The organism is Litoreibacter roseus, assembly GCF_009811795.1.
Lineage (GTDB): Bacteria > Pseudomonadota > Alphaproteobacteria > Rhodobacterales > Rhodobacteraceae > Litoreibacter > Litoreibacter roseus.
This window is the reverse complement of the sequence record NZ_BLJE01000005.1, coordinates 171,343-194,224: the sequence shown is the minus strand read 5'-3', so window position 1 is coordinate 194,224 and position 22,882 is coordinate 171,343. Positions and strand designations below refer to the sequence as shown.

The 22,882-nt window shown below is 56.1% G+C and carries 26 protein-coding genes; 15 read left to right on the top strand and 11 right to left on the bottom strand.

Features of this window, described 5'->3' with window-relative positions; translation table 11 throughout:
* Positions 1-11: 11 nt before the first annotated feature.
* The 15 genes from KIN_RS18800 to cysE all read left to right on the top strand — a co-directional run bounded on the left by KIN_RS18800 (position 12) and on the right by cysE (position 12,523).
* Positions 12-584, top strand: coding sequence for an HK97 family phage prohead protease (locus KIN_RS18800; protein ID WP_159809989.1), 573 nt, complete (start codon positions 12-14; stop codon positions 582-584).
* Positions 585-619: 35 nt separating this feature from the next.
* The gene (locus KIN_RS18795; RefSeq protein WP_159809987.1) at positions 620-1,825 is read left to right on the top strand and encodes a phage major capsid protein; all 1,206 of its coding nucleotides are present in this window, start codon (positions 620-622) and stop codon (positions 1,823-1,825) included.
* Between the two features lie 87 nt (positions 1,826-1,912).
* Positions 1,913-2,509 (top strand): head-tail connector protein, encoded by a 597-nt coding sequence (locus tag KIN_RS18790; protein WP_159809985.1) that lies wholly within the window; start codon positions 1,913-1,915, stop codon positions 2,507-2,509.
* Positions 2,506-2,847 carry a head-tail adaptor protein gene (locus KIN_RS18785; protein WP_159809983.1) on the top strand — a complete coding sequence of 114 codons (342 nt, stop codon included), beginning with the start codon at positions 2,506-2,508 and terminating at the stop codon, positions 2,845-2,847. Before KIN_RS18790 ends, KIN_RS18785 begins: the two co-directional genes overlap by 4 nt.
* Positions 2,844-3,254 (top strand): DUF3168 domain-containing protein, encoded by a 411-nt coding sequence (locus KIN_RS18780; protein WP_159809981.1) that lies wholly within the window; start codon positions 2,844-2,846, stop codon positions 3,252-3,254. Before KIN_RS18785 ends, KIN_RS18780 begins: the two co-directional genes overlap by 4 nt.
* Positions 3,255-3,329: 75 nt before the next feature.
* Positions 3,330-3,749: a phage major tail protein, TP901-1 family gene (locus KIN_RS18775; protein WP_159809979.1), complete on the top strand. Its 420-nt coding sequence runs from the start codon at positions 3,330-3,332 to the stop codon at positions 3,747-3,749.
* Positions 3,749-4,066 carry a gene transfer agent family protein gene (locus KIN_RS18770; RefSeq protein ID WP_159809977.1) on the top strand — a complete coding sequence of 106 codons (318 nt, stop codon included), beginning with the start codon at positions 3,749-3,751 and terminating at the stop codon, positions 4,064-4,066. The genes KIN_RS18775 and KIN_RS18770 overlap by 1 nt, the downstream gene beginning before the upstream one ends.
* Entirely contained in the window at positions 4,063-4,269 is a 207-nt protein-coding gene (locus tag KIN_RS18765) for a phage tail assembly chaperone (RefSeq protein ID WP_243144979.1), read from the top strand. Before KIN_RS18770 ends, KIN_RS18765 begins: the two co-directional genes overlap by 4 nt.
* On the top strand, positions 4,269-4,934 hold the full coding sequence (locus KIN_RS18760; protein WP_159809975.1) for an RcGTA-type gene transfer agent tail tape measure protein: 666 nt from the start codon (positions 4,269-4,271) through the stop codon (positions 4,932-4,934). The genes KIN_RS18765 and KIN_RS18760 overlap by 1 nt, the downstream gene beginning before the upstream one ends.
* Before the next feature lie 26 nt (positions 4,935-4,960).
* Positions 4,961-5,593: a DUF2460 domain-containing protein gene (locus tag KIN_RS18755; protein ID WP_159809974.1), complete on the top strand. Its 633-nt coding sequence runs from the start codon at positions 4,961-4,963 to the stop codon at positions 5,591-5,593.
* Complete coding sequence (locus KIN_RS18750; RefSeq protein ID WP_159809972.1) at positions 5,590-6,468, top strand: phage/gene transfer agent baseplate hub protein; 879 nt, start codon at positions 5,590-5,592, stop codon at positions 6,466-6,468. The genes KIN_RS18755 and KIN_RS18750 overlap by 4 nt, the downstream gene beginning before the upstream one ends.
* The gene (locus KIN_RS18745; RefSeq protein WP_159809970.1) at positions 6,465-6,926 is read left to right on the top strand and encodes an NlpC/P60 family protein; all 462 of its coding nucleotides are present in this window, start codon (positions 6,465-6,467) and stop codon (positions 6,924-6,926) included. Before KIN_RS18750 ends, KIN_RS18745 begins: the two co-directional genes overlap by 4 nt.
* Positions 6,926-10,858, top strand: a complete 3,933-nt coding sequence (locus KIN_RS18740) for a baseplate multidomain protein megatron (RefSeq protein ID WP_159809968.1) — start codon at positions 6,926-6,928, stop codon at positions 10,856-10,858. Before KIN_RS18745 ends, KIN_RS18740 begins: the two co-directional genes overlap by 1 nt.
* Positions 10,851-11,567 (top strand): DUF2793 domain-containing protein, encoded by a 717-nt coding sequence (locus tag KIN_RS18735; RefSeq protein WP_159809966.1) that lies wholly within the window; start codon positions 10,851-10,853, stop codon positions 11,565-11,567. The genes KIN_RS18740 and KIN_RS18735 overlap by 8 nt, the downstream gene beginning before the upstream one ends.
* A gap of 146 nt (positions 11,568-11,713) precedes the next feature.
* Positions 11,714-12,523 (top strand): serine O-acetyltransferase, encoded by an 810-nt coding sequence (gene cysE, locus KIN_RS18730; RefSeq protein ID WP_159809964.1) that lies wholly within the window; start codon positions 11,714-11,716, stop codon positions 12,521-12,523.
* 39 nt (positions 12,524-12,562) lie between these two features.
* Here the strand turns inward: cysE and KIN_RS18725 are convergent, their stop codons facing one another.
* The 11 genes from KIN_RS18725 to KIN_RS18680 all read right to left on the bottom strand — a co-directional run bounded on the left by KIN_RS18725 (position 12,563) and on the right by KIN_RS18680 (position 22,882).
* Positions 12,563-13,882 carry a pyruvate dehydrogenase complex dihydrolipoamide acetyltransferase gene (locus KIN_RS18725; protein ID WP_159809962.1) on the bottom strand — a complete coding sequence of 440 codons (1,320 nt, stop codon included), beginning with the start codon at positions 13,880-13,882 and terminating at the stop codon, positions 12,563-12,565.
* Positions 13,883-13,894: 12 nt separating this feature from the next.
* Complete coding sequence (locus tag KIN_RS18720; RefSeq protein ID WP_159809960.1) at positions 13,895-15,274, bottom strand: pyruvate dehydrogenase complex E1 component subunit beta; 1,380 nt, start codon at positions 15,272-15,274, stop codon at positions 13,895-13,897.
* Positions 15,275-15,277: 3 nt separating this feature from the next.
* A complete protein-coding gene (gene pdhA, locus KIN_RS18715) occupies positions 15,278-16,288 on the bottom strand; it encodes a pyruvate dehydrogenase (acetyl-transferring) E1 component subunit alpha (RefSeq protein WP_159809958.1) in 1,011 nt (336 codons plus the stop codon).
* Positions 16,289-16,418: 130 nt separating this feature from the next.
* Complete coding sequence (locus KIN_RS18710) at positions 16,419-16,721, bottom strand: FtsB family cell division protein (protein ID WP_159809956.1); 303 nt, start codon at positions 16,719-16,721, stop codon at positions 16,419-16,421.
* Between the two features lie 159 nt (positions 16,722-16,880).
* The gene (locus KIN_RS18705; protein WP_159809954.1) at positions 16,881-17,774 is read right to left on the bottom strand and encodes a fructose bisphosphate aldolase; all 894 of its coding nucleotides are present in this window, start codon (positions 17,772-17,774) and stop codon (positions 16,881-16,883) included.
* A gap of 133 nt (positions 17,775-17,907) precedes the next feature.
* Complete coding sequence (locus tag KIN_RS18700; protein WP_159809953.1) at positions 17,908-18,687, bottom strand: SDR family NAD(P)-dependent oxidoreductase; 780 nt, start codon at positions 18,685-18,687, stop codon at positions 17,908-17,910.
* Positions 18,688-18,738: 51 nt separating this feature from the next.
* A complete protein-coding gene (locus KIN_RS18695) occupies positions 18,739-19,917 on the bottom strand; it encodes a phosphoglycerate kinase (protein WP_159809951.1) in 1,179 nt (392 codons plus the stop codon).
* A gap of 47 nt (positions 19,918-19,964) precedes the next feature.
* Positions 19,965-20,966, bottom strand: coding sequence for a type I glyceraldehyde-3-phosphate dehydrogenase (gap, locus tag KIN_RS18690; RefSeq protein WP_159809949.1), 1,002 nt, complete (start codon positions 20,964-20,966; stop codon positions 19,965-19,967).
* Positions 20,967-21,141: 175 nt separating this feature from the next.
* The gene (locus tag KIN_RS22260; RefSeq protein WP_174239145.1) at positions 21,142-21,285 is read right to left on the bottom strand and encodes a hypothetical protein; all 144 of its coding nucleotides are present in this window, start codon (positions 21,283-21,285) and stop codon (positions 21,142-21,144) included.
* A 22-nt stretch (positions 21,286-21,307) separates the two neighbouring features.
* Complete coding sequence (gap, locus tag KIN_RS18685; RefSeq protein WP_159809947.1) at positions 21,308-22,306, bottom strand: type I glyceraldehyde-3-phosphate dehydrogenase; 999 nt, start codon at positions 22,304-22,306, stop codon at positions 21,308-21,310.
* 192 nt (positions 22,307-22,498) lie between these two features.
* Positions 22,499-22,882 carry a cell division protein ZapA gene (locus tag KIN_RS18680; RefSeq protein ID WP_159809945.1) on the bottom strand — a complete coding sequence of 128 codons (384 nt, stop codon included), beginning with the start codon at positions 22,880-22,882 and terminating at the stop codon, positions 22,499-22,501.

The following is a 22,882-nucleotide window of genomic DNA, read 5'->3' as shown; positions in this document are numbered from 1 at the left end:
AAAAGACAATCATGACAGCATATTACGGGCCAGAGTTAGAGCGGAAGTATTGCCAGATTTCGGACCATATCGAACTGGGCTCTGATGCAACCATCTCGGGCTATGCGTCGCTGTTTGGCGCCGAGGACCAGGGCGGGGACATCGTACAGCGCGGTGCCTATGCTAAATCACTGGACACCCTGAAGATGCAGGGTATTTCGGTGAAGCTGTTGTGGCAGCACGATCCCGCAACGCCGATCGGTGTCTGGGACGATGTCTATGAAGATGAACGTGGCCTGTTTGTAAAGGGCCGCCTTCTCACTGAAACGCAGAAAGGACGTGAGGCAGCGGCGCTGATTGAGGCGGGCGCTATTGATGGTCTTTCTATCGGATACCGGACGGTCAAGGCCGACCGGGACGCCAACGGCCGCAGGCAATTGGCAGAATTGGAGCTTTGGGAGGTGTCTTTGGTCACGTTCCCGATGCTCCAGCAGGCGCGGGTCGGCGCAAAGGCGGAAGCGCTGGCGGCAGATCCGGGTCAGGATCTGGCCGGTGTGCTTCGCACGCTGCGGCGGTCCTTGAAGGCGGGTCCTGCGGTCGGCTGATCCGTTTCTCTCACACAACAATGTCAGGATGACACATGAAGACTCCCGAGACAAAGTCCCGGGCTGAGGACGGTGTGCCTCAGACCCAAGACGCAGCTTTGGACCTCACGACCGAGATGGCCGGGTTCTTGAGCGATTTCAATGAATTCCAAGCTGATATCAAATCCAAGTTTCAACAACAGGAAGAACGTATGACCCATCTGGATCGCAAGAATTTCGCGCGTGCTGCACGCCCCGCCCTGTCCAACGCGATGGACGCGGATGCACCGCATCAAAAGGCATTTCAGGCTTACCTGCGGTCCGGTGATGATGACGGTCTGCGCGGTCTGGAACTGGATGCCAAGGGCATGACAACCGCTGTTGCAGCGGATGGCGGCTACCTGGTCGATCCACAGACGTCTGATACCATCTCGACCGTTTTGAAATCCTCCGCGTCTCTGCGGGCCATTTCGAATGTCGTAAATGTCGAAGCGACGGCCTATGAAGTTCTCGTTGACCGGTCCGATCTGGGCTCCGGTTGGGCCACCGAAACTGCGGATGCCGTCGAAACCGGAACGCCTCAGTTCGAGCGCATCTCTGTGCCCTTGCACGAACTGTCCGCATTGCCGAAAGCGTCCCAGCGTCTGCTTGACGACAGTGCCTTCGACATCGAGAGCTGGTTGGCTGGCCGCATTGCCGACAAGTTTGCGACTGCGGAAGCCGCAGCGTTCGTTTCAGGCGACGGTGTTGACAAGCCTAAAGGTTTCCTGACGCATCCGACCGTGTCAGATGACACATGGTCCTGGGGTTCGCTTGGCTACATTGCGACAGGCGCAGACGGTGAGTTTGCATCCGGTGCCGCTGCCGATGCAATTGTCGATCTGGTCTATTCGCTGGGTGCTCGTTACCGCGCAAATGCCGCCTTCGTCATGAATTCCAAGACTGCCGGTGCAGTTCGCAAGATGAAAGACGCGGACGGCCGCTTCCTGTGGTCCGATGGTCTGGCGGCCGGTGAGCCTGCACGCCTGATGGGCTATCCGGTCCTGATCGCGGAAGACATGCCTGATATCGGCAGCGACAGCACTGCGATTGCGTTTGGTGATTTCACAAAAGGCTACACCATCGCGGAACGTCCTGACCTGCGTATCCTGCGTGATCCGTTCAGCGCCAAGCCACACGTTCTGTTCTATGCGACCAAGCGTGTTGGCGGCGATGTTAGCGATTTCGCTGCGATCAAGCTTCTGAAGTTCTCGACCTCCTAAATTGTTGGACCGCCGCGCTTTTTCTAAGGCGCGGCGGTTGCCTGTCGGGGGCTGGCCCGACGTGTTCTCTTTTCGGGGAGGTGGAACATGATGCTGGTTGAGTTGACCTCAACGCCTACGGAAGATCTGCCAATCGAGGCCTTCAAGGCCCATCTGCGGTTGGGTACTGGATTTTCCGATGACGGGCTGCAAAACGAAGTGCTGGAAAGCTTTTTAAGAGCCGCGATCGGCGCGATCGAAGCGCGCATTGGCAAGATGATGCTGTCGCGTCGCGTCTCGTGGACGATCACGCGCTGGGCCCACTCGGGATCGCAACCCTTGCCGGTTGCACCGGTAACAGCAATTCAGTCCATCTCGCTGATGGATCGTGCAGGAACCGAAACGACAGTCGACGCTGGGTCTTATGATCTCGAGCGTGACACCCATAGACCCAGAGTTTTCGCCTACAGTTCTACGCTGCCGGTTATCTCGAATGGTGGATCAGCGACGATCATTTTTGACGCCGGTTACGGCGCTGACTGGTCCGCGGTGCCATCGGAACTGCGTCAAGCGGTTCTGATGCTGGCAGCGCACTACTACGAAAACCGGAGGGATACATCCGGCGCCGGTGGCCTCATGCCGTTCGGTGTGATGTCGCTGCTTGATCCTCATCGCAACATCAGAATTTTTGAGGCCCGGTCATGAGCAAGGCGATTTCCCTGACCCGGAGGCTGGTTTTGGAGGACGCGATGCGTGTCTCTGACGGTGCGGGTGGCTTTACCGAGACTTGGAATGCGGTGGGCGAGTTGTGGGCCGAAATTACGCCGGGAAGCGGTCGTGAACGCTTTGGCCAAGAGGTCACCGTTTCTCAGGTGCCGTACCGGATCGTGGTTCGCGGCGCCCCGGTTGGCGCGCCATCACGGCCAAGAGCGGAACAGCGGCTGCGGGACGAGACGCGCATTTTTCGGATCATTGGCGTAACCGAGTATGATCGGGATGCGCGGTATCTAACCTGCTTTGCAATCGAAGAGGTGGCGGGATGAGCTATGCCATTTCCGAGGCGCTGCAGACTGCTGTCTACAATGCGCTTTCGACAGATGCCGAGCTTGGAATGCTTGTGGGGGCTTCGATCTTTGATGCTGAACCCGCTGGTGCCGTTCCCCCGCTCTACGTCGCTATCGGTCCTGAAACGGTTAAAACGCGCTCGGACGCCTCGGGTGCGGGTGCTCTTCATGAATTCACGTTGAGCGTCGTGAGCGATACCGCTGGATTTGCGGTGGCGAAACGGGTCGCCGGACGTATCACAGATATTCTGATTGATGCTGACATGAACCTGGCCCGGGGTCGTCTTGTGACCTGCCGCTTTTACAAGGCGCGGGCCGCACGCGTTCAAAACGGAGGGGGCCGCCGCGTCGATCTCACGTTTCGTGCCATCGTTGATGACGCCTGAAAACATTTGACCAACAGATTTTGAGCGGACCCCCGGCATCGCCGGAGGCTGTTTTTTGAGATATGGAGATACGAGATGACGGTTCAACGGGGTAAAGACCTTCTGCTGAAAATCGACCTGACCGGGGATGGGACTTACGAAGTTCTGGCTGGCCTGCGTGCCACCAAGATCAGCTTCAATGCCGAACAGGTTGACGTGACCTCTCTGGAGTCCCAGGGCGGCTGGCGTGAATTGCTCGCAGGGGCCGGCGTGAAGTCCGCATCGCTGTCGGGATCCGGCGTGTTCCGGGATGACGCAACAGACGAGCGCGCGCGTCAGATCTTCTTTGACGGAGAAATGCCAAATTTCGAGATCGTAATTCCTGACTTTGGTATCGTTCGAGGAGCTTTTCAGATCACATCGATTGAATATTCAGGATCCGTCGAAGGCGAGGCGACGTATGACATGTCGATGGCATCGGGCGGTGTTTTGAACTTTGAGCCGCTTTCAGTCTGATGGCAAATCCTTGGAGCGGCGAAGTGCGGCTGCAGCTGGATGGACAGCCGCACGATCTCAAGCTCACGCTCGGTGCACTCGCGGAGCTTGAGGGGGAGTTGGATAACGAAACGGTTCTTGATCTCATTGAGCGTTTCGAGACCGGTAAATTTTCAACCCGCGATGTGTTGGCGCTGATTGTCGCCGGGCTGCGCGGGGGCGGTTGGGCTGGAACAGCGAAAGATCTGCTTTCCGTTGAAATCACAGGCGGTTTGATGGAAGCCACGAAGGTCGCCGCACAGTTGTTGGCCCGCGCATTCGTGATGGGTGAGACTTGAGCATTTCGGCGCCCGGGTTCGACTGGCCTGCGTTGTTGAAGGTTGCTGTTCAGGATGCGGGCCTGAAACCGTGGGAGTTCTGGCGCCTGACGCCAGCTGAACTTGTGCTTTTTCTGGGTCTCGACGCCGTCGAGAAACCGCTCAACCGCGCTCGCTTGGCTGAGCTTGAACGACTTTATTCCACAAAAGAGAGGTCAATGTGATGGCGATTTTGGATGATCTTGACGGCTTGGAGGCTCAAATCGATGGCCTCGAAACTTCTCTCGGGGGTGCCGAGGTCGTTGTTAACACCTTTGAGGCGGAACTCGCCTCGATGCGGTCTACAATGCTCTATACTTCGAAAGAGGTCGCATCGCTCTCGTTGTCGATTGGAGGCGGGCTTCGTAAAGCGTTTGACGGTTTGGTCTTCGACGGCATCAAATTATCCGACGCTCTGCGTACGGTCGGCGAAAGCATGGCAAACGCTGCTTACAACAGTGCGGTGAAACCGGTCCAGCGCGGTCTGGGTGATGCGATTGCCAACGGTGTGAATGGCATCGTTTCAGGTATTCTGCCTTTCGAAAATGGCGGCGCTTTCAGTCAAGGCCGGGTTACCGCATTTGCAAAAGGTGGCGTCGTTTCTGGCCCTACAAATTTCCCAATGCGAGGGGGCGTGGGTTTGATGGGCGAGGCTGGACCGGAGGCCATTATGCCGTTGACCCGCGGCGCCGATGGAAAGTTGGGGGTCCAGGCTGCCGGTGGCGGCGGGCGTCCTGTGCAAATCGTCATGAACGTATCAACGCCAGACGTTGCCGGTTTTCAAAAATCGCAAAGCCAAATCGCCGCGCAGATGAGCCGCGCGCTGTCTCGTGGTCAACGTAACCGCTGATTTTACGCGATCCCGGAGGAAGACTTATGGATTTTCATGAAGTGCGGTTCCCGACCGCTCTCTCTTTTGGCTCGCTTGGCGGGCCTGAGCGGCGGACCGAGGTGGTTACGCTGGCAAACGGGTTCGAAGAGCGGAACACGCCCTGGCAACATTCTCGCCGTCGCTACGATGCCGGGGTCGGGATGCGATCACTTGATGATGTTGAGGCAATGATCGCTTTTTTTGAGGCGCGTCAGGGACAGCTTTACGGATTTCGCTGGAAGGACTGGTCGGATTACAGGTCCTGCCGTGCCTCTGGTGCTGTGACCTGCGACGATCAATTGTTGGCAGAAGGGGACGGGACAACGACTAAGTTTCAGTTGGTTAAAAACTACGTCTCTGGTCCTCACAGCTATCAGCGTCCGGTCGCAAAGCCCGTTGAGAATAGCATCAAGGTTGGTCGAGACGGCACAGAACTTTCCGAAGGTGACGACTGGATCTGTGACCCGGTCACTGGTCTTGTCACGTTAAACGAGGCCCCGGCCCCCGGGGAGCGTGTGACTGCGGGTTACGAGTTCGACGTTCCTGTTAGATTTACCGTTGATACGATTCAGACCAGCGTCGCGAGTTTTCAGGCGGGTGATGTCCCGAATATTCCGGTTCTCGAGGTGCGCGTATGAGCCTCCAAGATCATTTGAAAACGGGAACGACGACGATTTGCCGGTGTTGGTCGATTACCCGAAAAGATGGGCGGGTCTTTGGATTTACAGATCACGACGGGTTGCTGTCCTTTGACGAGATTATGTTCAAAGCGGATACGGGCCTCACCGCGAGCGCGTTGCAACAGGTCACGGGACTTGCCGTGGACAACAGCGAAGCGGTGGGTGCGCTTTCGGACGCGGCGATCACCGAGCGCGATATTGCTGCTGGTCGGTTCGACGGCGCCGAGGTGAAGTCATGGTTGGTGAACTGGCGAAATCCTGAGGAGCGGGAATTGCGCTTCGCGGGGACAATTGGGGAACTGAAAAGGTCGGACGGCGCATTTCACGCAGAACTTCGTGGTTTGTCGGAAAAGCTGAATACGCCCGTTGGCAAGGTCTTCCAGAAGCCATGTCAGGCTATACTTGGCGATACTGCTTGCGGGGTTGATGTCTCACTGCCGAAGTACCGGATTGATCTTGCAGCAGGCGAGATCAAAGACGCGCGGATTTTTACACTGATCGGGTTGGACGCTTATGCGCCGCGCTGGTTCGAACGTGGCAGGTTTGAGGTCTTGGATGGCGCAGCCAAAGGGCTGGTCGGCGCAATCAAAAATGACCGCGACGGTGATGACGGGCAACGGATTATCGAGCTCTGGGAAGAGATCAAGGAACCCATCCAATCAGGGGATCTAATCAGGCTTCAAGTTGGCTGTGACAAACGTCTGGCCACTTGTCGTACGAAGTTTGCCAACGTCATCAATTTCCGCGGATTTCCTCATATACCCGGTGAAGATTGGCTGATGGCATATCCACAAGACGACGGTCGCAACCGTGGCGGGAGCCTTTTTAAATGAGCGCGCTGGTTGACGATGCGCTCGCAGAGGCCCGCCTTTGGCTTGGTACACCATACCGTCATCAGGCCTCCTGCTGCCAGGCCGGTGCGGATTGCCTGGGATTGCTTAGGGGTGTTTGGCGGGCGCTTTATGGCCGGGAACCACAAGATATACCTACTTACACGCCAGATTGGTCCGAACCGCAGGGTGAAGAAACACTTTGGGACGGTGCCGAGCGTCACATGATCTCCAAACCGATGGGTGATATCGCAGCGGGTGACGTATTGCTCTTTCGGATGAGAGAGGGGTCCGTTGCCAAGCACGTTGGTATACTGAGCTCGGTCTCGCCGGGTACATTCATCCATTCCTATTCAAAATACGGGGTTGTCGAGTCGCCCTTCTCTGAGCCTTGGGCGCACAGGCTCGTCGCCTGCTTCGCCTTTCCAGAGATATCTGATGTCACGGGGAGCCAAAACTGATGGCCACGATTTTACTTTCTGCAGCTGGCGGCGCCGCTGGCGGTGCGCTTGGTGGCGGCCTGCTTGGTATTTCATCCGCCGTCATCGGGCGCGCAGTTGGTGCAACGATCGGACGTGTTATTGATGCACGATTGATGGGAGCCGGATCGGAAACGGTTGAGGTCGGACGGACTGACCGACTGCGGCTGATGGGGGCGAGTGAGGGCGGTGGTGTCCCCCGCGTCTACGGTCGTATGCGGACCGCTGGCAACGTGATCTGGTCGTCGCAGTATACCGAGGAAGTCATCGTTACGGAGTCAAGCGGCGGAAAGGGGGCTCCGAAAGGACCTTCGACCAAAGAATACAAGTACAAGATCAATTTGGCTGTTGCTGTTGCAGACGGGGAGATCACGCGGGTTGGCCGGATCTGGGCGGACGGCTCACTTGTGTCGCAGCGCGGCCTGAATATGCGGGTTTACAAGGGAAAGCAGGATCAGTTGCCTGATCCTGTGATCAGCGCAATTGAAGGCTCTAGCAATGTTCCCGCCTATCGGGGACTTTCTTATGTCGTGTTCGAGGATCTCGAACTTGGCCCTTTTGGAAACCGTGTGCCGCAGTTCGCTTTCGAAGTTGTACGACCGGCGGTCGCCGACAATGTCTCGCAAGCACCAGCGATGTCGGACGCGGTAAGGGGCGTTGCATTGATGCCCGGGACCGGAGAATACGCGCTGGCCACAAAGCCAGTTTATAAGACCAATAAATACGGCAACGACGTAGTTATGAACGTCAACTCCGCTTCAGGAAAAACTGATTTTGCTTCATCTCTCGAGGCTCTGAATGGTGAGTTGCCTAACTGCAAAGCGACTTCTCTGGTTGTCAGCTGGTTCGGTGATGATCTGCGTGCTGGCAGTTGTCGCGTACTTCCGAAGGTCGAAAACGGACCTAGAGATTCAAAGACACTTGGGAGCGCCTACATAGGCTCGGCATCCATGACTTGGGAGGTGGCCGGCATCCGCCGCAATCAGGCTGAGGTCGTCAAACGGGTCGACGGTCGTCCGGTATATGGTGGAACACCAACCGATGCTTCCGTCGTACAAGCCATTCAGGCGCTGAAGGTCGCTGGTCAGGATGTGATGTTTTACCCCTTCATTCTGATGGAGATCCTCGAAGGTAACACGCTGACCAACCCCTGGAACGGCGCCCCAACTCAACCGCCACTGCCTTGGCGAGGGCGTATCACGAGCGCATCAGAGGACAAGACCGAAGCTGCGGCGGAAGAAGTGGCCGCTTTCATGGGGACCGCCGAACCGCGTCACTTTAAGATCGTTGGATCTACTGTTCGCTATAGCGGTCCAAATGAGTGGAGCTACCGAAGATTCATCCTGCACTATGCGCATCTGTGCAAGGCAGCGGGTGGAGTAAAGGCGTTCTGCGTTGGGTCGGAAATGCGCGCGTTTACTCAGATACGGGATGCGACGGGGGAATTTCCTGCTGTGAACGCGCTGCGGCTTCTAGCCCGCGAAGTGAAGGATATTCTAGGGTCTGGAACGAAAATCGGTTACGCTGCGGACTGGTCTGAGTACTTCGGCTACCGGCCGGATGACGGATCTGGCGATGTCCGTTTTCATCTTGATAGCCTTTGGGCTGATGATGCGATCGACTATGTCGGCATCGATAACTACATGCCGATCTCTGACTGGCGCGATGACCCCGATCATCTCGATGCGGATGCGGGCACGCTCTACGACCTGGATTACCTCAGCGGAAACATCGCAGGTGGTGAGGGCTATGACTGGTTCTATCCCGACGAGGCATCGCGCAAGGAACAGATCCGCGTTCCGATTGAAGACGGCGCACACGGAGAGCCTTGGGTCTATCGCTACAAGGATTTGAAAAGTTGGTGGTCGCAACCGCACCACGATCGCATTGATGGCGTGCGCCAGGCTACGCCATCCCCATGGATTCCGCAGTCCAAACCGATCTGGTTTACGGAACTCGGTTGTGCGGCGATCGATAAGGGTACCAATCAACCGAACAAGTTTCTGGACCCCAAATCGAGTGAAAGCGCATTGCCGTATTTTTCAACGGGTGCGCGTGACGATTATATTCAAGGGCAGTACATCCGGGCATACACCTACCACTTTAATCAGCTTGAAAATAATCCGGTCTCAGATGTCTATGGCGCAGAGATGGTCGACATGTCGAAGGCATTTGTCTGGGCATGGGATGCACGGCCTTGGCCTGAATTTCCGGCCAAGCTGAACGTCTGGAGCGATGGAGAAAACCATCTCAAGGGGCATTGGTTGACCGGGCGAACGGCTGTCCAGCCCTTGGCATTTGTGGTGGCCGAAATCTGTGAGGCCGCCGGTCTCGTAGACTATGATGTTCGTGATCTGCATGGCGTGGTGCGTGGTTTCGCATTGGGCGATGTTGAAACAGGTCGAGCATCAATCCAGTCGCTCATGTTGTCGCATGGTTTTGATGCAGTCGAGCGTGGCGGAAAAATCATCTTCCGCAATCGTCAGCTGGCCAAGGACTTCGACGTCTCTTCGGACCAACTTGTTTTGGATGACAGCGGTGATCCCGTATTCGAGCAGACGAGAGCGCCTGCGGCAGAGGTCGCAGGTGAAGTTCGCCTGGGGTATACCGAAGCCGAAGGTGAGTTTGCAGCGCGAGTTGCAAAGTCCGAATTTCCCGACTCCGCAACGGCGGACGCTACCCAAAACGATATTGCTATCGCTCTCACGGATGCGGAGGCGAAAGCAATAACTGAGCGCTGGTTGTCCGAGGCCCGCGTCGCGCGGGACGGGGTGCGGTTCGCTCTTCCGCCTTCTCGAGGAGAGGTTCACGCAGGCGATCTTGCATACATCCAAGAGAAAAACGGAACTAAAGCACTCTATCGTGTAGACAGGGTCGAGGATCGGGGCGGGAGGTATGTCGAAGCCGTACGGGTCGAGCCGCATGTATATATTCCGGGTCTTGGCGTCGAAGAGCCGCCGGTCCTTAAGCCGTTTGCATCTGTCATACCTGTCACCACGCAATTCATGGACCTGCCGCTTCTTAAAGGCGATGAAGTCCCACATGCTCCTTACATCGCGGTCACAAGTGATCCATGGAACGGTGCGGCAGCTGTTTACAGCAGTGCGCAAGATACGGACTACCAACTTAATACGAGTGTTCAGAACCCGTCCGTCTTGGGTATCACACAAACTGATCTTGGCGCGGCAAAATCTTACCTTTGGGATCGGCGGAGCGTTACAGTCCAGATCTCGCGCGGGGCTCTTCGCTCCGAGACTAAGGGCGCTGTTCTGAATGGTGCGAACGTTGCATTGCTTGGGGATGGGTCGACGTCTAACTGGGAAGTCTTGCAGTTCTCTGACGTGGAGCTGGTGGCGCCTCAGACCTATGTGCTCCGTAATCTCCTACGCGGTCAGGCTGGTACAGAACATCTTGCCGAAGAAAGCTGGCCGACAGGAAGCAGATTTATTCTGCTCGACGGCGCACCACAGCAAATCGTTATGGACAGGTCCGCGCGAGGATTGGAGCGACACTTTCGTGTCGGACCGGGGACGAAACCCTACGACGATCCGTCGTTTCGGTACTTCGTGGAAGAGTTCTCTGGTATCGGTTTGCGACCCTATGCACCGGTACATCTGAAAGCGCGTCGCGTATCAGACGATTTGGACGTTAGCTGGATAAGACGGACCAGATATGATGGGGACAGTTGGCTTTCTGTGGAGGTGCCTCTTGCCGAGGATACAGAGGCTTATCTGCTGCGCGTGATCAAGAGCGGCACCGTCTTGCGCGAAGAGATTTTGAATAGCCCAGCATGGACCTATTCCGCAGCTGAACGTTTTGCGGATCAGGCAGGATCAAATTTTTCAATTGAGGTGGCTCAGCTTTCGCAAAGCTTTGGCCCCGGCGTTTTCGCAAGGATAGAGATTAATGACTAACACAACGCATTTGAAGCTACCGCTCATCGCCGCGGCGCAGGCCCAAAAACACGTAACCATGAACGAAGCGCTCGCACGTATTGATGCGGCGCTTCATCTGAGTGCGATCAGTCGATCGATTACCAATCCACCAAGCGCGGCGCAGGATGGCGATACATACCTTGTGGCTGATGGCGCGGCCGAAGATTGGTTGGGGCAAACCAGCCTGCTGGCCGTTTTTCTGAATGGTGGCTGGGAGTTCCTATCCCCGCAGATCGGATGGAGCGTCTTTATTCAGGACGAAGCCGTAAAGGTCACCTTCGATGGCACATCATGGCGATCAAACATTCTTTCACTGTCGCGCGGCGGGGCGGCGACGCGGACGGAAGTGATAGAGATTGATCACGTATTTTCTGCTGCTCCCGCGGTTTCTGAGACGACACCGCTCATTCCGGCGGGATGTTCAGTCCTTGCTGTCACCGGACGAGTGTTGTCGGGCTTCGATGGCGATGCGACGGATTGGTCCCTTGGTGTGGACGGCGCTGAGACACGGTATGGTTCAGGATATGGTGTTGATACCGGGGCATTTTTAAAGGGGGTAACCGGTCAGCCGGTCGCTTACTACGAGGATACGCCATTGCGGATTACGGCGGCAACCGGCGCGCTGGGATCTGGTGTCGTCCGGCTCTGCGCTCACACAATCCAGTTTGATCTTCCAGATCCACTGTAGCCGCCTTTGGGACTCTCGGATGAAGTTTTGGGCGCCGTTCACGTCTTCGCGATTGTCCGGGGCAAGTATTTTAATGCTTTCAGTTTCTGATTTGGCGATTATGTATCGTCTAAAGACGTTACACTGTCGGCAGAAAGGATACTTTCATGGCGCAAACGAAAACTCATTTGGCAGAGTTTGATCCAGTCTGGCAACGCATCATAAGTGAGGCTAAGACAGCCATTGAAGAAGAACCTCTTCTTGGCGGTTTGATCCACAGCTCCGTTCTACACCACAAGAATTTAGAGCGGGCCTTGGCCTATCGTATGTCGCAGAAGCTCGCATCAGGTGAAATGTCAGAGCAGATTATCCGTGAGATCGCGGATGATGCCTATGCGAAAGAACCGGAGCTTGGAGCGGCCGCTCGTGCGGATATTGTTGCTGTCTTTGAGCGCGATGCCGCGTGCCATCGCTTCATCCAACCGCTTCTCTATTTCAAGGGTTTCCAAGCGATCCAAGCTTATCGCGTTGGCCATTGGCTTTGGGAGCAGGGCCGCAAGGACCTCTCTTACTTCATTCAAATGCGGGTGAGCGAGGCGTTTGGGGTGGACATCCATCCGGCGGCTGTTGTCGGTCGCGGAATCATGATCGATCATGCGCATTCTATCGTGATCGGTGAGACTGCTGTCGTTGGTGACAACGTTTCCATGCTGCATTCGGTAACGCTTGGCGGGACCGGCAAAGAAGATGACGATCGTCATCCGAAAATCGACAATGGTGTGCTGATCGGTGCCGGAGCAAAAGTGCTGGGAAATATTCGCATCGGTCACTGTTCCCGCATCGCAGCAGGGTCGGTCGTGCTTGAGCCGGTGCCGCCAATGAAAACGGTCGCGGGCGTTCCCGCTAGAATCGTTGGAGAGGCTGGTTGTTCCCAGCCGTCAATAATGATGGATCAGCTTTTGCGCGGAGAGCTTTAGCTAAGTAAGAACTCAAGGCCGCTTGGGCCTTGAGACTTTTTAAGCGAGCATGCCCATCGGATTTTCCAAGTTATCCTTGATGGCCTGCAAAAGATTTGCCCCGAGCGCCCCATCAATTACGCGATGATCCACGCTGAGTGTTGTGGACATGACAGTTGCAACCGCCAATTCTCCATCTTCACCCACTACAGGTTTCTTCGTTCCTGCGCCGACCGCAAGGATGGCGGCATGGGGCGGATTAATAATCGCATCAAAATTATCAATCCCGAACATTCCGAGGTTCGAGATTGCGAAGCTGCCTCCCTGGTATTCATGGGGTGCCAGTTTACGTTCGCGCGCACGTGCGGCCAGATCTTTCATTTCGGTTGAGAGAGCGGACAATGACTTCATTTCAGCGTCTTTTAAAACCGGGGTAAACAGACCGCCTTCGATCGCCACAGCGACAGCAACGTCAGATGGTTTTAACTTCAACATCCGATCGCCGGCCCAGACCGCGTTCGCGTCGGGAACTTGCTGTAAGGCCAGGGCACAGGCTTTGATGATGAAGTCATTGACGCTCAGCTTGATCTCGCGAGGTTCCAGCGTCTTGTTCAACTGGCTGCGGAACTTCAAGAGCGCATCGAGATGAATGTCTCGGCGCAAGTAAAAGTGCGGAACGGTCTGTTTTGCCTCCGATAGGCGAGCAGCAATGGTTTTCCGCATGCCGTCCAGCGCAACTTCTTCCGTCTCACGATTCTCGTATGTTTTCAGAACCGCCTCTGTCGAAGGACCCGTCGATGCGGATGCGGGTTTTGCGGTTTCGCCAGATGGGGTAGGGCTTTCCGTTTTTTCCTGAGGCTTTGCATTCTCCACATCTGACTTGATGATACGGCCCTTGGGTCCACTGCCCTTTATTGCAGACAGATCGAGTCCTTTGTCCTTTGCAATACGTCTGGCGAGAGGCGACGCGAAGATGCGGTCACCTTTGTCTCCTTGTGTTGCTTCGTTCGATGGACTGTCCTCACCACGTCCGTATCCGGTCGCAGGTTCTGTCTTTTCTGACGCGTCCGCCGGCGCTGCATTTGATGATGCGGGTTCCGATGCCGTCGAGGCTTCCCCGATATCATCCGCGCTTTCTCCGTCTTCCAGGAGAACCGCGATAGGCGTATTGACCTTTACACCCTCGCTGCCCTCGGACACGAGGATTTTGCCGACCGTCCCTTCGTCCACGGCTTCGAATTCCATGGTTGCTTTGTCTGTTTCAATTTCGGCGAGCAGATCACCGGAATTGACGGTATCACCTTCCTTGACCAACCATTTCGCGAGGGTTCCTTCCTCCATTGTGGGAGACAGGGCGGGCATCAGAACTTCTGTGGGCATATCCCGATCTCCTTACCGGTAAGTCACTTGCTTGACAGCGTCCATGACCTCTTTGGTCGTGGTCAGCGCCAGCTTTTCAAGGTTCGCCGCGTAGGGCATTGGAACATCCTTGCCCGTGCAGTTGATTACCGGAGCATCCAGATAGTCGAACGCTTCCTGCATAATGACTGAGCTCAGGTAACTGCCCATCGAGCAGACCGGGAAACCCTCTTCCACGGTAACGCAGCGGTTCGTTTTTTTGACACTCTCGATCAGTGTTTCAGTATCGAGCGGACGAAGGGTCCGTAGGTCAATTACCTCTGCTTCGATCCCCTCTCCAGCCAACTTGTCGGCGGCTTCAAGGGCGTAGGTCATACCTATTCCGAAACTCACGATGGTCACGTCAGAACCTTCGCGCCAGATCTTTGCCTTCCCAAACGGAACGGTGAAATCGTCCATAACGGGAACATCGAAAGACTGCCCATAGAGAATTTCGTTTTCAAGAAAGATGACAGGGTTCGGATCTCGGATTGCAGATTTCAATAGTCCCTTCGCGTCGGCGGCCGAATAGGGCTGCGCAACTTTCAGGCCCGGTACGCTTGAATACCAGGCCGCGTAGTCTTGACTATGTTGAGCGCCCACACGGGCGGCGGCACCATTCGGACCGCGAAAGACGATCGGGCACCCCATTTGCCCGCCGGACATATACAGTGTCTTGGCGGCAGAGTTAATAATTTGATCAATGGCTTGCATGGCGAAGTTAAACGTCATGAATTCCACGATAGGGCGCAAGCCGCCAAACGCAGCGCCGACGCCAATGCCTGCGAAACCGTGTTCAGTGATCGGCGTATCGATAACACGCTTTGCGCCGAATTCGTCCAGCAGACCTTGGCTGATTTTGTAGGCGCCCTGATATTCGGCGACCTCTTCCCCCATCAGAAAAACGTCTTCGCTGCGCCGCATTTCTTCGGCCATCGCGTCGCGCAATGCTTCCCGGACGGTGGTCGATTTCATCTCGGTTCCTTCAGGAACCTCAGGCTCAATTGCCCTCTGGGATTTTGGTGCGGCGGGGGTCGGATGCTCTTTCCCGTCAGCCGGTGCAGTCTCAGAGCTTTGTTCTTTGTCCGCCGGGGCAGCTGCTGATGCGCTGTCGATGTCACCGACGCTTTCGCCGTCTTCGACCAGAACGGCAATCGGAGTGTTCACCTTGACCCCTTCCGAACCTTCATCGACCAGTATTTTCCCGATCTTGCCTTCATCGACGGCTTCAAACTCCATCGTGGCTTTGTCGGTTTCAATCTCGGCGATGATGTCACCAGAAGAGACGTCATCCCCCTCCTTCACCAACCATTTTGCGAGCGTGCCTTCTTCCATCGTAGGCGAGAGGGCGGGCATGAGAATTTCTGTTGCCATGTCTTAAGCCTCCTGCGGGACGACGTCTGCGTAGATATCGGTGTAAAGTTCGTCGAGTGACGGCTCCGGACTTTCCTTTGAGAATTCTGCGGCGTCGTTCACGATGCCCTTGATCTCTTTGTCGATCTCTTTCAGGTCGTCTTCCGTGGCGTGCTTGCCCGTTAGGAGCATTTCGCGCACGTGCTCAATCGCGTCACGCTCTTCCCGCATTTTCTGGACTTCTTCCCGGGTTCGGTACTTCGCCGGATCGGACATGGAGTGCCCGCGATACCGATATGTCTTGATTTCAAGGATGTAGGGACCTTTCCCCGCCCGGCAGTACGCGACGGCTTTTTCGCCTGCGGCTTTCACTGCCAGCACATCCATGCCGTCGACTTCTTCCCCTTCAATCCCGTAGGCCGCACCGCGCTCCCACAAGGATGGCGATTTCGTTGACCGCTGTACGCTGGTCCCCATGGCATACTGGTTGTTTTCGATGACGAACACTACGGGCAGGTCCCAGAGTTCTGCCATGTTGTAGGTTTCGTAAACCTGACCTTGGTTCGCGGCCCCGTCGCCGAAATAAGTGAAGGTCACGCGGCCGTTTTCTTTGTATTTATCAGCGAATGCCAGTCCGGCACCCAGAGGTACTTGAGCGGCCACAATTCCATGCCCACCATAGAAGTGTTTCTCTTTCGAGAACATGTGCATGGAGCCGCCTTTGCCTTTAGAGTATCCACCTTCGCGGCCGGTCAGCTCTGCCATGACACCCTTGGGGTCCATTCCACATGCCAGCATGTGCCCGTGATCACGGTACGACGTTATGCGTTTGTCGCCTTCTTCAGCGGCGGCTTCCAGACCCACAACAACGGCCTCTTGCCCAATGTAGAGGTGACAGAAGCCGCCAATCAGACCCATGCCGTAAAGCTGTCCGGCCTTTTCCTCGAACCGGCGGATCAACAGCATGTCACGGTAATATTGGAGCAATTCCTCTTTCGAGACGTTCGGCTTCTTCGTGGTTTTTCTGGCTGCCATTTGGCGACACTCCCCCCGTTTGAAGAAATAGTTTAACGTTAAACTATTCTCTAGCAGAGCATTTCGCGGATTTCACGTAAATTTTGAATGCCCCTTGGGGGCGACAACGCAGAAGATGAGAATTGGTTTCTCAGTGAATGAGAATTTCGTCCGCGCGGATCAGGCCCAAGACAGACCGCGCCTGCGTTTCAAGCAAGTCGAGGTCAAGATAGTCATCCGACAACCGACGTGTCTTGTTGCGCATGACCTTCAACTCAATGGCCAAAGCGTCTCGCTCAGCGCGAAGGGTGTCGATTTCAGCTTCCACCTGAACACGCCGGAAAATTCCGAAATCGCCTTGCACCGCCGCAAACGTGAAATATGCGCCCAACACAAAAAGAAGGGAGCATATCAAAAGCGTCGTCAGTCCGGGTGCATTCGCCGTGCGTGTCATCTGCAGGTGCCTCACTGCCGCCTCATCCCGGGCGGCTTGAAAAAGACACTGTCACAAGTGATTCGCGATGTGAATCGTTTTTTAGTTAAAACGGCAGGTTTTCTGAACAAAGCTGCCGTTTTTCGCCGATTGTGTTAAGACTTTCGGGGCATCGTCCGATTATCCCGCAACCGAGGCTTTGTAGATGCTGTCAATGGTGCTTCCGATGGTCTTTTCGAAGGCCTCGTCGCCTTGTTGCGCAGACAGGCCTTCTGTCAGCGCGCGAGAGAAACTGGCGATCACGCCAGCGTTCTTGGCCAGCCGCGCATTCGCCTCGTCTCTGGAATAGCCACCCGACAGCGCAACCACGCGCATGACGCGGGGGTGATCGACAAGCGGTTTATAGTGGTTTGGTGTCTCGGGCAACGTGAGCTTCAGCATGACCTCTTGATCATCGGGCAGGGCGTCGAGTTCCACCTTGATTGCCTCCAGCAGCAGGTCTTCAGCCTCGGCCTTGTCGGAGATCGAGATCGTCACTTCCGGCTCAATGATTGGCACCAGCCCGTGGGATAAGATCGTTTTCCCGATTTCGAATTGCTGCGCAACGTTCGCTGCAATGCCACTGCGGGAAGCCGCATCGATGACAGAGCGCATTTTCGTGCCGAACATGCCCGCCTTTACGGCGCGCTCCAGCGTCGCATCCAACCCGTCGATAGGTTTCATCAAGCGGACGCCGCGGGATTCCTCTTCGAGGCCTTTATCGACTTTCAAAAACGGCACGACATGCTTTTCAGTCCAAAGGTACTCACCTGCGGGTTTCCCGCCGATCTCCCGGTCCATGGTTTTTTCAAACAGGATCGCGCCGATTACCTTGTCGCCTGTAAAAGCCTCGGCCTTCGCAATGCGCGACCGCATGTCGTGGATCAGGTCATACATCTGGGCGTCGCCGTCATAGGCATCTTCCTCGATCCCATAGAGCCGCAGCGCCTTCGGCGTTGATCCCCCGCTCTGATCCAGTGCGGCGATGAAGCCCGCACCCTTACGCATCTGGTCTGCTTGGTTTTGTTTGGACATATCTGGCTCTACTGCAATGAATTGAACAGGATGAAGCGCCCCCGCATCGAATGTCTAGGCGAGCCGTTTGGGCGATGCAACTTTGGTTGCGCTAACAGTCGGTTATTGGGCGGACTGCACGTAGTAAGGCCTGCTAATTCCGCGCGTAGAACTGCTTGACCAGCTTTGTCACACCAAATCTTGGCATGATCCGTGGCAGGAAGGCGAAGAATTTGTTCATGCCGCCGGGCACCTCGATCCGACGTCGGGCGCGCATCGCGGCCCACCCAGCTTCGGCCACATCCTTGGCGGGCGCCATCATGTTCATATTGACCAGGCGGACATTCTTCATATCCGCCCCGTCAAAGAAATCCGTCCGCGTCGCGCCGGGGCAAAGCGCTGTAACAGAAACGTCGGTATCTTCCAGTTCTTCGGCCACGGCTTCACTGAGGTAAAGCACGTATGCCTTTGTTGCATGATAGATTGCCATCTTCGGACCGGGGATGAAGGCGGCGGTTGATGCGACATTCAGGATCTTGCCGTCGTCCCGTTCGACCATGTCTTGGACTGCGCGTTTCATCAAAAGGGTCAACGACACCATGTTGACATTGATCATCGCCAGTTCGCGATCCCAGTCATTTTCGGCGAAGGGACCGTTGCTGCCGAGACCCGCGTTGTTGACCAGACGGTCGATCACCCGGCCGTCCGTTGCCTTTGTCCACAGCGCATCGGCTTCCTCCGGTTTGCTAAGGTCCGCAGGGATCACCACGGCCTCGATCTCGTAAGTGCCTTTCAACTCGTCCGCCAGCGCGTTCAGCTTGTCCTCGGATCTCGCCGACAGAATAACGTTGCGACCGTCCTTGGCCGCGCATTTCGCAAGTTCTTTACCGATGCCCTCGGACGCGCCGGTGATCAGGGTGAAGGTCTGGGTCATGGGCAATCTCCTTATATGGCATCAAACAGATATGGTGTGGCGTCGGTTCCGTCAGCTGTCCAAGGCTGCAACACCGGGCAGTGTTTTGCCTTCCATCCACTCAAGGAAGGCCCCACCGGCGGTCGAGATGTAGGTGAAGTCCTCCGCAGCATCTGCGCCATTCAGGGCCGCAACCGTATCGCCCCCACCCGCAACGCTGATCAGTTTACCAGATTTCGTCAGCATTGCAGCATGGGCCGCAGCGGCGTTCGTTGCTGTGTCAAACGGCTTGATTTCGAACGCGCCAAGGGGCCCATTCCAGATCAATGTCTCGCTCGCCTCAAAAACACCAGCAATCGCTTTGATCGTCTCCGGTCCAGCGTCGAGGATCATCATGTCGTCCGGACACGCGTCCGCAGACACGATTTTGTTCTCGGCGTGTGCCTTGAACTCTGTCGCCACGACCACATCGCTTGGCAGATGGATCACACAAGAAATACCTTCGGCTTTATCCATGATCCGCCGAGCAGTGTCGGCCATATCATGCTCGGCAAGTGACGTGCCGACGGCTTTGCCCTGAGCGGCCAGGAAGGTATTAGCCATGCCGCCGCCGATCACCAGATGATCGACTTTCTCAATAAGATTTTCCAGAAGATCCAATTTTGTAGACACTTTGGCGCCGCCGACGACGGCGACCACAGGCCGTTTTGGTGAGGACAACGCCCCCTCGAGCGCACTCAGTTCTGCCTGCATCAAACGTCCCGCACAAGCGGGCAGCTTGCGGGCCAAAGCCTCAGTCGACGAATGGGCCCGGTGCGCGGCAGAGAACGCGTCATTGACGTAGATATCCCCAAGACGGGCGAGGCGGTCCGCGAAGCCTTCATCATTCTTTTCTTCGCCCGGATTGAACCGCAGGTTTTCCAGAAGCGCGATATCGCCTTCCTTGAGGTCCCCGACAGCTGCGCCGTAATTGCCGTCGATGAAGGTCACACTTTGATCAAACGCTGTCTCAAGGGCCGGGACCAACGGACCCAAGGACATCTCGGGCACCACCTGACCTTTGGGTCGTCCGTAATGAGCCAGAAGAACCGGAATACCGCCTGCCGCCAGGATATCTTTCACGGTCGGCACGATCCGATCAATGCGCGTTGTGTCGGTCACAACACCATCTTCCATCGGGACGTTGATATCGACCCGTGTCAGAACCCGCTTGCCCGCAAGGTCCATGTCATCCAGCGTTTTCCAAGCCATCGCGATCTCCGTCTTTTCAGGCGTACCGTGTCATGGCTGCTTAAGGATCAGATCAGCTTGCCCATGGCAACAGCGGTGTCCGCCATCCGGTTGGAAAAGCCCCATTCATTGTCATACCAGGACAGAATGCGAACCATATTGCCGCCCAGAACCTTGGTCTGATCTGAGGCGAAGATCGACGAATGGGCGTCGTGATTGAAATCGGTCGAAACCAGTTTCTTGTCTGTGTAGCCCAGCACACCTTTCAACGCGCCGTCCGCTGCCGATTTCATCATCTCGTTGATTTCCTCAACGCTCGTATCTCGACCTGCTTCGATGGTCAGATCAACGCAAGAGACGTTTGGTGTGGGCACGCGGATGGCGACACCATCCAGCTTGCCATCAAGTTCGGGCATCACAAGCCCCACGGCCTTGGCTGCACCGGTTGAGGTCGGGATCATGCTGAGCGCTGCTGCGCGGGCGCGATAGAGATCCTTGTGCATCGTATCCAGAGTTGGCTGGTCGCCGGTATAGCTGTGAATTGTGGTCATGAAACCTTTCGTGATCCCGAGCTGATCGTTCAGAACTTTGGCCACAGGTGTCAGGCAGTTCGTCGTGCAGGATGCGTTCGACACCACGATATCGTCTTTGGTAAGTGTCTTGTCGTTCACGCCGAAAACAATGGTTTTGTCCGCGTCTTTGCCGGGGGCGGAGATCAAGACGCGAGAAGATCCGTTTTCCAGGTGGGCCTGACAGGCGTCCTTGGATGTGAAAATCCCGGTGCATTCCAGAACAACGTCCACGTCCGACCACGGTAAATCGGCCGGATTGCGGATCGCGGTGACTGCGATGGGGCCGCGCCCAACATCGATGCTGTCGCCGCTGACAGTGACCTCTTGCGGGAAGCGTCCATGCACGCTGTCATATTGCAAGAGATGTGCGTTCGTCTCGACGGGTCCAAGATCGTTGATTGCGATGACTTCAATATCGGTGCGCTCAGTCTCAATGATCGCTCTCAGAATATTTCGGCCAATCCGGCCAAATCCATTGATTGCAACTTTGGTAGACATCGTGGCGCTCCTTTAGGTTTTGACGCAGCGGAAGACTGTTACCGCTAACAAATCGATTTGCGACTAAAGGTCAACAGAGGCGATGCAGTTGTGTTCCGCTCGGCGGCAACCCTGTACGGCCCGACCGGAGCACGCCGGTGACGTAAAGAGGGAAGCTTCCGCAGGCCGTCTCTGATTATCGCCAGAAGGCGAGGTACTCGATCAGATCAACGAGTTTTGCCCCCAGAAAGAGGTGCAAGTTCCAATTGAAGATCAGCAGATCGGCCGCAATTACAGCGACGATAATTGCCCCGAGAACAAGGGCAAGACGATTGGTCATGGGGGCAGGGCGCCTCGGTCTTTTAGAGGCGTCCCATTGCAGCGGCCACATCGGCCATGCGGCAGGAAAAGCCCCATTCATTGTCATACCAGGCCAACACCCGCACGGTGCGCCCGCCAACGACCTTAGTCTGGTCAGGCGCAAAAATCGAGGAGTGGTTTGTATGGTTGAAATCGATCGAGACTTTGGGCTCAGGGTCGTAGGCCAGCACAGCCCCCATATGACCCTGAGCGGCTTCTTGGACGACAGCATTCACGTCATCCACCGTTACGTCTTTCGCGGCTTCAAAAGTCAGATCGACCGCAGATACATTCGGCGTCGGTACCCGGATCGCCGTGCCATCCAGCTTACCGCTGAGCTCGGGCAACACTTCGCCCAAGGCCTTTGCGGCGCCGGTCGAAGTCGGGATCATCGCCATCGCGGCAGCCCGCGCGCGATAGAGATCTTTGTGGCGGCGGTCGAGTGTCGGCTGGTCGCCCGTGTAACTGTGGATCGTCGTCATGATCCCGCGCTCAATCCCGATCGCGTCATTCAGGACCTTCGCCAGCGGGGCCAGGCAGTTCGTTGTGCAAGACCCGTTGGACACGACGGTATTCGCAGCCTCCAACTCGCGGTGGTTCACACCATAGACAATTGTCTTATCGACATTCTTTGCAGGCGCAGACACCAGAACTCGCTCGGCTCCGCGGCTGAGGTGAACGCTCGATTGTTCCTTGGAGTTGAACTTGCCGGTACATTCCAACACAACATCCACGCCTTGCCAGTCCAGTTCTTCCGGATCGTAGGTCGAGAATACTTTCATCGGGCCTCGGCCCAGATCCATGGTGTCGCCACTGACATTGACGTTGCCGCTAAACCGGCCATGAACACTGTCATAGCGCAGAAGATGCGCGTTCGTTTCAATCGGCCCCGTCGCATTGATCGCCACCACTTGAACGTCGTTGCGCCCGCTCTCGGCAATGTGGGCCAAGGTGCAACGTCCGATACGTCCAAATCCGTTTATCGCAACAGTGGTGGTCATCATCGCTCTCCTGCTATGTCACCTGCCTTATACAGATGTATACAACGTCGGAGAAGCCGGATTTGACTTATTTTGCAATGTGTTAGCGTTAACAGTCGAGATCGCCCGCCGCAATATTCACCGTTAGCGGTAACTGTTTCCGCTCACATCTCGAAGGCCACGGAAACCCGGCGCGACTGAGTCGCACCCGATCTAAGCGGCAGGCGGGGTAATCCGGTCGGCAAGGGCTTCCGCACGGGCAGCGATTTCCGCCAGGCTGTCAGTCACGGATTGCGGAATGACGGCAACCTGTACCTTTTCGGCTGGTGTTGCTTTCAGGGTCGCAACCTCTTTGCCGAGTTCCTCGATCCGCTCTTCGGCCGTGCGCAACTCGTCCTCGAGGCCGGCTGTTTTGTCCGCCAGCATCAAACCGGCCATCAGCAACATGCGCGGCTCGGGCATCCGCCCGATTTGTTGCGCCAGAACTGACGCTTCGTTGTCCAAAAGCTTTGCGGCGGTTTGCAGAAAGTGTTCTTCACCGGCCTGACACGCGACCTGAAATGTCCGTCCACCAATTTCGATGTCAACTTCGGGCAT

Bases quoted from the DNA above. Each gene is read 5' to 3' on its own strand.
- KIN_RS18800 (WP_159809989.1), top strand. From the start codon at position 12: ATGACAGCATATTACGGGCCAGAGTTAGAGCGGAAGTATTGCCAGATT.
- KIN_RS18795 (WP_159809987.1), top strand. From the start codon at position 620: ATGAAGACTCCCGAGACAAAGTCCCGGGCTGAGGACGGTGTGCCTCAG.
- KIN_RS18790 (WP_159809985.1), top strand. From the start codon at position 1,913: ATGATGCTGGTTGAGTTGACCTCAACGCCTACGGAAGATCTGCCAATC.
- KIN_RS18785 (WP_159809983.1), top strand. From the start codon at position 2,506: ATGAGCAAGGCGATTTCCCTGACCCGGAGGCTGGTTTTGGAGGACGCG.
- KIN_RS18780 (WP_159809981.1), top strand. From the start codon at position 2,844: ATGAGCTATGCCATTTCCGAGGCGCTGCAGACTGCTGTCTACAATGCG.
- KIN_RS18775 (WP_159809979.1), top strand. From the start codon at position 3,330: ATGACGGTTCAACGGGGTAAAGACCTTCTGCTGAAAATCGACCTGACC.
- KIN_RS18770 (WP_159809977.1), top strand. From the start codon at position 3,749: ATGGCAAATCCTTGGAGCGGCGAAGTGCGGCTGCAGCTGGATGGACAG.
- KIN_RS18760 (WP_159809975.1), top strand. From the start codon at position 4,269: ATGGCGATTTTGGATGATCTTGACGGCTTGGAGGCTCAAATCGATGGC.
- KIN_RS18755 (WP_159809974.1), top strand. From the start codon at position 4,961: ATGGATTTTCATGAAGTGCGGTTCCCGACCGCTCTCTCTTTTGGCTCG.
- KIN_RS18750 (WP_159809972.1), top strand. From the start codon at position 5,590: ATGAGCCTCCAAGATCATTTGAAAACGGGAACGACGACGATTTGCCGG.
- KIN_RS18745 (WP_159809970.1), top strand. From the start codon at position 6,465: ATGAGCGCGCTGGTTGACGATGCGCTCGCAGAGGCCCGCCTTTGGCTT.
- KIN_RS18740 (WP_159809968.1), top strand. From the start codon at position 6,926: ATGGCCACGATTTTACTTTCTGCAGCTGGCGGCGCCGCTGGCGGTGCG.
- KIN_RS18735 (WP_159809966.1), top strand. From the start codon at position 10,851: ATGACTAACACAACGCATTTGAAGCTACCGCTCATCGCCGCGGCGCAG.
- cysE (WP_159809964.1), top strand. From the start codon at position 11,714: ATGGCGCAAACGAAAACTCATTTGGCAGAGTTTGATCCAGTCTGGCAA.
- KIN_RS18725 (WP_159809962.1), bottom strand. From the start codon at position 13,882: ATGCCCACAGAAGTTCTGATGCCCGCCCTGTCTCCCACAATGGAGGAA.
- KIN_RS18720 (WP_159809960.1), bottom strand. From the start codon at position 15,274: ATGGCAACAGAAATTCTCATGCCCGCCCTCTCGCCTACGATGGAAGAA.
- pdhA (WP_159809958.1), bottom strand. From the start codon at position 16,288: ATGGCAGCCAGAAAAACCACGAAGAAGCCGAACGTCTCGAAAGAGGAA.
- KIN_RS18710 (WP_159809956.1), bottom strand. From the start codon at position 16,721: ATGACACGCACGGCGAATGCACCCGGACTGACGACGCTTTTGATATGC.
- KIN_RS18705 (WP_159809954.1), bottom strand. From the start codon at position 17,774: ATGTCCAAACAAAACCAAGCAGACCAGATGCGTAAGGGTGCGGGCTTC.
- KIN_RS18700 (WP_159809953.1), bottom strand. From the start codon at position 18,687: ATGACCCAGACCTTCACCCTGATCACCGGCGCGTCCGAGGGCATCGGT.
- KIN_RS18695 (WP_159809951.1), bottom strand. From the start codon at position 19,917: ATGGCTTGGAAAACGCTGGATGACATGGACCTTGCGGGCAAGCGGGTT.
- gap (WP_159809949.1), bottom strand. From the start codon at position 20,966: ATGTCTACCAAAGTTGCAATCAATGGATTTGGCCGGATTGGCCGAAAT.
- KIN_RS22260 (WP_174239145.1), bottom strand. From the start codon at position 21,285: ATGACCAATCGTCTTGCCCTTGTTCTCGGGGCAATTATCGTCGCTGTA.
- gap (WP_159809947.1), bottom strand. From the start codon at position 22,306: ATGACCACCACTGTTGCGATAAACGGATTTGGACGTATCGGACGTTGC.
- KIN_RS18680 (WP_159809945.1), bottom strand. From the start codon at position 22,882: ATGCCCGAAGTTGACATCGAAATTGGTGGACGGACATTTCAGGTCGCG.